We start from the raw sequence: 985 nt of genomic DNA on the forward strand, positions 1-985 counted from the left end.
CGCCCGACCCGCTCGGGATCCCCCGTCTGCAACGGTGCGAACGCCGCCATCCCGCCCCTCCCGTTCCTGCTGAGGGGAAGAAGCGTAACGGGTACTACGTGTTCGTTCGGGTCCAAGGAGGAGGCATAACAGCAAGTTGACCACCCATCAGAGTGGTCAACAACTGCTTGGCGTTGTTCTGGTCGGAAGCTACGGATGGGGCTTCTCGGTGTGGTCGGTCAAGGCAGGATCTCGACGTACCCGTCGGTTCCGTGCACGCGGATCCGCTGCCCGTCCCGGATCAGCCGGGTGGCCCGTTCCACGCCCACGACGGCCGGCAAACCGTACTCCCGGGCGATCACCGCGCCATGGGTCATCAGGCCGCCCACCTCCGTCACCAGGCCCTTGATCCCGACGAACAGGGGCGACCAGCTGGGGTCCGTGAAGGCCGTGACCAGGATGTCGCCCGCTTCGAGATCGGCCTCCGCCATGTCAAGGATGACGCGGGCCCTTCCCTCAATGGTCCCGGCGGAAACCGGCAGGCCGATCAGGGCGCCGGCCGGCACATCGTCGCGCCGGTACGCCCCGGTCAGGGCCTCGCCATCCGAGGTGAGGACCCGGGGCGGTGTGAGCGCGTGGTACGACCGGAACGCGTCCTTGCGCTGCTGGATGAGCTGGTCGTCCACCTGGTTCGAGCGCACGACGTCGTGGAGTTCGTGGAACGTGAGGTAGAAGATGTCCTCCTTCTCAGAAAGCACGTTGGCCTGTACGAGGCGCTCGGCCTCCTCCAGCAGGGCCTGCTTGTAGACGAAGTAGCGGCTGACGATGCCGTACTTCGGGTACTCCCGGTATCCGATGAAGGTCCGGACCCGGTCGATCATCCGCTTGGCCTCGTCGGCCTTCCGGTCCCCGTCCGGCAGGGCCCGCAAGCGTGACAGCACGTCCTGTTCCTTCTTCTGTGCCTTCTGCCGGCCTTGCTCGAAGCGCCGCTCGGCGGCGCCCGGCT

General features: G+C 66.7%; 1 protein-coding gene. It reads right to left on the reverse strand.

Annotation, left to right across the window (positions count from 1 at the left end):
• Positions 1 to 218: 218 nt before the first annotated feature.
• Positions 219 to 985 (reverse strand): PEP-utilizing enzyme (locus tag CCN51_RS52825; RefSeq protein WP_245881925.1); only part of this gene is annotated, 767 nt, incomplete at its 5' end.

Source organism: Streptomyces milbemycinicus (genome assembly GCF_002154605.1).
Classification (GTDB): Bacteria; Actinomycetota; Actinomycetes; order Streptomycetales; family Streptomycetaceae; genus Streptomyces; species Streptomyces milbemycinicus.